We start from the raw sequence: 6142 nt of genomic DNA, 5'->3' as shown, positions 1-6142 counted from the left end.
TGCCCGTGACGCAAAAAAGCGAGGCATGTGAATTCGAGGTGTATGATGAGGAAAATCTTAATCTTATTTTTGGTAATAGGTAGTTTACTATCGTTTATTGGGATTTTACCTTAAGTATTTGATTTTCCTTTTACAGAAGGAGCTGATTCTGGTCCGAGCAATTATTGGGAACTGATACTAATAATTTCCTATGAGGGAAAGGGATAATATTTAATTGTAGGGGTTTTATTACTCATCCTAACGATTCCCGCAATTATGAAACAGAAACGAAAAGGAGAGGTCTCATGAGATGTGGAGCTAAATGCTTTCAAGTTGAAATTGAGACAGACGGGAAAACACATTGTAAGTCAGTTACCGCAAGGACACCTGCAGAAGCAAGAAAAAGCATCCGTAAGAAATTTGGGGCTGAAACTCGTATTCTAGCAGTCAAGGCAGAAAGAAATGAGAGAACGAATTAGGGGTATAAATTGTATTTTAGTAATTGAGATTTAAAATATTTACCTTGGTAGTCAGGAAAGGAAAAGGAGCTGTGTCAAAACAGCTCCTTTGTACATTATTTTCCTGGGTTAAATTTAATTTTCATTGCCTCGGCCATTAGTACAGGCAGGTCTGTGTTTTCATGCAATCCGCTAAATAACTGAGCCCCTGGTCCGAATGCATATAATGGTACGTCGGTACCTGTGTGACCTGTGCTTGACCAGCCTACGATAGCACGTTCAGAAACGACTTGATTGATAGCAATCGATGGCGTTTTAGCCGTTTTAATTCTCTCAGCTTCGGCATCTGTTAAATCAAGGTTCGTGTACTGTTTAACAATTTCTTTTACATTACTGCGGTCAGCGTTCAATTTGCTTTCCATGAAATCGCCAGTTGCTGAAACATTACGCAATACTTCAAGGTTTGCGTCTCCTTTACCATAACCACCGACTGACATTCCGCCAGTATCATGGTCACCAGCAACAACTACTAATGTGTTGCCATCCTTCTTCGCAAATTCGACTGCTTTCTCAACAGCAAGTTCAAATGCCTCACTGTCCTTCATCGCCCAAGCAGCATCATTATCATGGCCAGCCCAGTCAATTTGGCTGCCTTCAACCATTAAGAAGAAACCATCTTTATCCTTTTTAAGGACATCCAATGCAGATTCTGTCATTTCTGCAAGGCTTGGTTGATCAGTTTCATCGCGGTCCAATTCAGGTGCCATGCCATCTTCAGCGAATAAACCGATAAGCTTGTCCGCTTTTTTTGCATTTTCAAGCTCATCTTGATTTGTTACATATTGATACCCATTTTCTTCTGCCTCATTGATTAAGGAATCTGGGAAATATTGTTTCCCTCCTCCAAGGAGAACATCGACACCATTTTCAAGCAATTGTGGGGCAATATCTGCTTCATTTGAACGTGAAGCAACATGTGAAGCAAACACAGCTGGTGTTGCATGTGTGATCGTTGAAGTAGCGACCAAGCCTGATGATTTTCCTTTTTCTTCGGCAGCTTCAAGAATTGTTTTTAGTTCTTTTCCATCTGGCGCTGTACTAATCATTCCATTATTTGTTTTGACTCCAGTTGCCATCGCAGTACCTGCTGCAGCTGAGTCTGTTACCTCTGAGTTAGAGGAATAGGTACGATGCATCCCAACTAGCATTGAGTCTAAAATCGATTCTTCACCCTTGTACCATCTGTAGTTTGTTGCATAAGAAGCTGAATAGCCATCTGGAACCATTAAAATGACATTTTTAGCTTTACCATTATGGCTATTATAATTGTTTGATTTTGCATCTGCTGTTGGAACGGAAAAGTTTCCAGCAAGAGCTCCTAACGCAAGTGAAGATACAACAGCAAACGGGATCAATTTCTTTTTAATAGATTTCTTTTTCATTTTTACTCCTCCTAATGTTTTGATAGATTTAGTATAGATTTTGAGTGTGGACAACGTTTTACTTGGAGGTAAATAAAAGGTTAAATGGAGAAAATGGGACAATCCTCATGTTACAAATGTGTTCAAAAGAAAAAAATAGCTATTTTAGCATAATCTATCAATATACTCTTTTTGAAAACTGGTACTTTTGTAATGAAGTTAAAAGTCATTTTATAAAAGAAATAATGGAGGTAATGCTAAGGTGCTAGACACGTTTAAATAATACATTTACAATTCTGAAATAATTTTTACTGTAGAGGAGATTCCCCATAAAATGTGAACATGAATGTTAGAAAAAATAGATGTGAGGTTTGGAAAAATATGCTATTTTAAAAGGGTAATAGAAGGAACTTTTATCCAACGAAAAGGAGGTCACGGATTCATGAGTGAATTAATTCGAGACCAATACCCACTTAAAGAGCGAAAAGTACTTATAACTGGAGTCAGTCGTCGTCAAGGCATTGGCTATGCGATTGCACGTCAAGTTGCAGCATGGGGGGCATCTGTAATAATTCATCATTTTCAGCCTCATGACAAAAAACAATCCTGGGGCGCAGATGATTTGGGTGAAGTCGTAAAAGGCATAAAAGCGGAGTTAGTAGATGATGCTTATCTGTATGAGGTAAGCGGGGATTTTTTAAACCCCAATGAACCAAAAAGGATAATGGATGAGATCAGCAGTAATTGTGGTCATATCGATGCGCTTGTTTGCAATCATGCGATGAGTGGGTCTGATGGAGCAATTGGGGAGCTAACTGTTGAAATGTTGGATCAACACTGGGCAGTTAATGCACGTTCATCTATATTATTAGCTCAATATTTTGCGAAACAACATGATCCCCAGACTGGCAGAGGCAGAATTATTTTCATGACTTCGGGTCAAAGGTTAGGGCCAATGTATGGTGAAGTTGCATACGTGGCCTCCAAGGGAGCGCTTGCTGATCTGACGTTAACCATATCAGATCAACTAGCTGATCAGAACATAACCGTCAATACCGTGAATCCGGGACCAGTTGACACGGGATATATGACCAAGGAAGTGTGGGAAAACCTAAAGCCAATGTTTCCGTTTGGAAGAATGGGACAGCCAGAAGATCCCGCAAGACTTATTTCGTGGTTATTAACGGAGGAAGCTTCATGGATTACCGGACAAATCATCAATACAGAGGGTGGCTTTGGGCGGTGGCGTCCTCACTCATAACATGGAGGAAATGATATGTTTTTAGAAGCAGAAGTGTACACAATGCTGTTTTGGGGATTTTGGAGCGTAACGTTTACCCAGTTTATTTTTTTGCTTGGATTTTGGATTAGCAGGAAATTTGATGTTCGTTCATTTATTTACCTACTTATCTATCAGGTCTTATTTTGTCTTGCCGGGTATAATCTCCTTAAAGCAATAAACACGAATAGCCCTGAAACCAGCATGGCATCGGAGGAAGCATCTTTTTATATAGGATTTGCGGGTATCGCCTGGGCTATAAGTATTCTATTCTTATTATTAGGGATATATCGTTTAGTTAGAAAAAGATAGTGTTCAAATTAAGAAGGGCACTTTTTGATTAGGGCTTTTTTAAGGAATATTGTAATCCGATAGCGAATAAACGTGATAATACATACCTTCCTAATCTATTTCAAGGTGCTGATTTTTTGAAGCGAAATAAAAATGTGAATGTTGCAATCTTGTTGCTGATATTAATACTTATCATTCTGATTGTCCATGTCATTCTTTATGTAAAAGTGTACATCGTTTACAGCGCAAGTCTCGGCACGATTTTTATGATCGGTCTCATTATCTTCCTCATCATCTTGCTTGTTTTAAAATCATAAACAGACTAGAGAAGTGTTATTCAAGCAGGAATAACACTTCTTTTTGTTGAAATTATCCATATTGTACAATTTTCTTTAGTACCGATTGGAGGTTTTTTATGGCATTCCTATTTTGGCCATTTATGATTGCATCATTAATTCTGTCTATTTTAGCAATACGCATAAAAAAGCCTATCTTACTTGTGATATCCTCAGTACTTATCGTCCCCCTGTCGCTATATTTAGCGGCTACACCACGATTTGAAATCTGGGGGCTCCTCTTTCCATTATTTTATGTAGGAGCTGCAGTATCTCTAGCCAAAAGGATGAATTGGCTGTCCATTTTGCTAATTGCACCAAACTTCATCCTTATTGGTTGGATGGGATTTGCCGTAATGAATCAATAGTATATAAGGAGAGTATCATTCATGGAAATCAAATTACTAATCTTAAAATCAGATAAAATCAATGAAATGAAGAAGTTCTATGTGGGCCTTTTTGGCTTTCCTTTACTAAACGAGGATAAAAATAGTTTCCGCATTGAAGTGGGAACGAGTGAGTTGGAGTTCACATCAGAAAACATCAAAGGAACCCCTTTTTACCATTTTGCATTTAATATTCCGTCTAACCAGTTTCAAGAAGCGAAATCATGGGTGAAAGAGAGAGTTAAGTTAAGTATGGAGGATGGAGATGATGAAGCTTATTTTTCCTTCTTTTCTGCACATGCTCTCTATTTTAATGATCCTGCTGGGAATATTGTCGAATTCATTTCAAGAAGTACTTCTGAAAAGGGAACAAATCCATTCTCGATAGAAAGTGTATTAAATATTAGCGAAATCGGTCTTACTGTAGATAATGCAATGAGTACGGGAAATAGGTTAATTGATATTGGGATTCAACAGATGAATAATGCTTCACTTAGCCAAACATCACTTAATTTTATGGGAGATAAATCTAAGGGAATATACATTATCCTTAATCAGCCAGGGAGAAGGTGGATCTTCTCTGATAAAGTTTCCGTTGTATATCCCATTGAAATACTCACAACTGAGGGTAGCAGAATTATAGTGAATTCCGATAAGGTAGTGGAAATAATTAGGTGATGAGTAAAAATTGAAGGGAGGACGGTTATGGTTTATATTGCTCTTTTACGGGGGATTAATGTAGGTGGAAAAAATAAAATTGATATGAAATTGCTTAAACAAACGTTTGAAAATGTCGGGATGAATGACGTTGTTACATATATCAATACAGGTAATATTATTTTTTCAGATAAAGGCAAATCAAAAACTGAACTCTCTCGTATTTTAGAGGAAGCAATACATAATGATTTTGGATTGGAAATTAAAGTCGTAGTGCGTAGTATGGATGATGTCAGAGGAATAATTGACGCAATTCCTGACTCGTGGAGAAATGACAAAGATATGAAAAGTGATGTCATGTTTTTATGGGATGAAATTGATGATGTATCTGTACTGAATAATCTTGTCATCAAACCAAACATTGACTCGGTGAAATATGTCCCAGGTGCAATTCTATGGTCCGTTGACAAGAAACATGTAACCAAAAGCGGAATGGCAAAGATTATTGGAACTAAAATTTACAAACAGATTACGGTAAGAAATGTCAACACTGCCCGTAAGATATATGAGTTGATGCAGGCTAAAAACAGTTAGTTTCGGATACGAAGCAGGATTTTTGAATTGCAAAGAAGCTGTATTTTTTAGAAAATAAAGGGAAATTTAATAGTAGCGTTTATTATTGTTAAAATTGAGGGATAAAATGAATTATATTTGGGAAGCGTTGGCTATCTTATTTACTGGATTTTGCTTATTTCGGATTGCCGGTAAAAAAACAATGGCAGAAATGACAAGTTTAGAAACGATAACAATATTAGCGATGGCCTCAACAATAGGTCACGCTATTTCAGAGAATGACTTAATAAAAACAATATTTGCTTTATGTTCCCTTGTAGCACTTCTCTTACTTGTTCAGTTTTTAACAAGTAAGTTTAATTTTATTGAAAAATTATTTATAGGAAAGCCAACACCGGTTATACAGGATGGAATAATTATAACTCCCAATCTAAAAAAACTCCGCATGACCGCTGAACAGTTGGAGGCAAGAATACGACAAAATGGAATTTCTTCGATTTCCGATGTTAAAACTGCTTCGATTGAGATTAATGGGGAACTGGGATATGAGTTAATTAAACATGCTAAGCCAGTAACAATCGGAGAATTAGAGGAAATATTAAACCAACTGCAATCGAATATACTCCAACAGCTTTCTGGTAATGAACAAAGTCATTTCAATAAACTCATTCAGAATGACAAAAAAAATAACGATTAGTTCTACGGTTGGCGAATAGCCTTTTTTGTCATTTTCGAGACATCACATCCGTCTGAAATTAGTTAA

General features: G+C 37.2%; 9 protein-coding genes. 8 read left to right on the top strand and 1 reads right to left on the bottom strand.

Annotated elements, in window-relative coordinates; all coding sequences use genetic code 11:
• Positions 1-284: 284 nt before the first annotated feature.
• Complete coding sequence (locus V7138_RS24215) at positions 285-458, top strand: hypothetical protein (protein WP_335402478.1); 174 nt, start codon at positions 285-287, stop codon at positions 456-458.
• 95 nt (positions 459-553) lie between these two features.
• Here the strand turns inward: V7138_RS24215 and V7138_RS24210 are convergent, their stop codons facing one another.
• Positions 554-1879, bottom strand: a complete 1326-nt coding sequence (locus tag V7138_RS24210; RefSeq protein WP_335402476.1) for an alkaline phosphatase — start codon at positions 1877-1879, stop codon at positions 554-556.
• Positions 1880-2300: 421 nt separating this feature from the next.
• Here V7138_RS24210 and V7138_RS24205 point away from each other — a divergent pair, with 421 nt between their 5' ends.
• The 7 genes from V7138_RS24205 (at position 2301) to V7138_RS24175 (ending at position 6076) form a co-directional block, all read left to right on the top strand.
• Positions 2301-3119 (top strand): SDR family oxidoreductase, encoded by an 819-nt coding sequence (locus V7138_RS24205; protein ID WP_335402474.1) that lies wholly within the window; start codon positions 2301-2303, stop codon positions 3117-3119.
• Between the two features lie 15 nt (positions 3120-3134).
• On the top strand, positions 3135-3449 hold the full coding sequence (locus V7138_RS24200) for a hypothetical protein (RefSeq protein ID WP_335402472.1): 315 nt from the start codon (positions 3135-3137) through the stop codon (positions 3447-3449).
• A gap of 116 nt (positions 3450-3565) precedes the next feature.
• A complete protein-coding gene (locus tag V7138_RS24195; protein ID WP_335402471.1) occupies positions 3566-3745 on the top strand; it encodes a hypothetical protein in 180 nt (59 codons plus the stop codon).
• A gap of 98 nt (positions 3746-3843) precedes the next feature.
• Positions 3844-4131 (top strand): hypothetical protein, encoded by a 288-nt coding sequence (locus V7138_RS24190; RefSeq protein WP_335402469.1) that lies wholly within the window; start codon positions 3844-3846, stop codon positions 4129-4131.
• Between the two features lie 21 nt (positions 4132-4152).
• Positions 4153-4827, top strand: a complete 675-nt coding sequence (locus V7138_RS24185; protein WP_335402467.1) for a hypothetical protein — start codon at positions 4153-4155, stop codon at positions 4825-4827.
• A 27-nt stretch (positions 4828-4854) separates the two neighbouring features.
• Positions 4855-5400 carry a DUF1697 domain-containing protein gene (locus V7138_RS24180; protein ID WP_335402465.1) on the top strand — a complete coding sequence of 182 codons (546 nt, stop codon included), beginning with the start codon at positions 4855-4857 and terminating at the stop codon, positions 5398-5400.
• Between the two features lie 106 nt (positions 5401-5506).
• Complete coding sequence (locus V7138_RS24175) at positions 5507-6076, top strand: DUF421 domain-containing protein (protein WP_335402464.1); 570 nt, start codon at positions 5507-5509, stop codon at positions 6074-6076.
• The last annotated feature ends 66 nt before the right edge of the window (positions 6077-6142 follow it).

Origin of the sequence: Bacillus sp. JJ1533, from assembly GCF_036965045.1 — a bacterium.
Classification (GTDB): domain Bacteria; phylum Bacillota; class Bacilli; order Bacillales; family Bacillaceae_L; genus Ferdinandcohnia.
The sequence above is the reverse complement of the archived record's forward strand: the minus strand, read 5'-3'. Positions and strand labels throughout refer to the sequence as shown.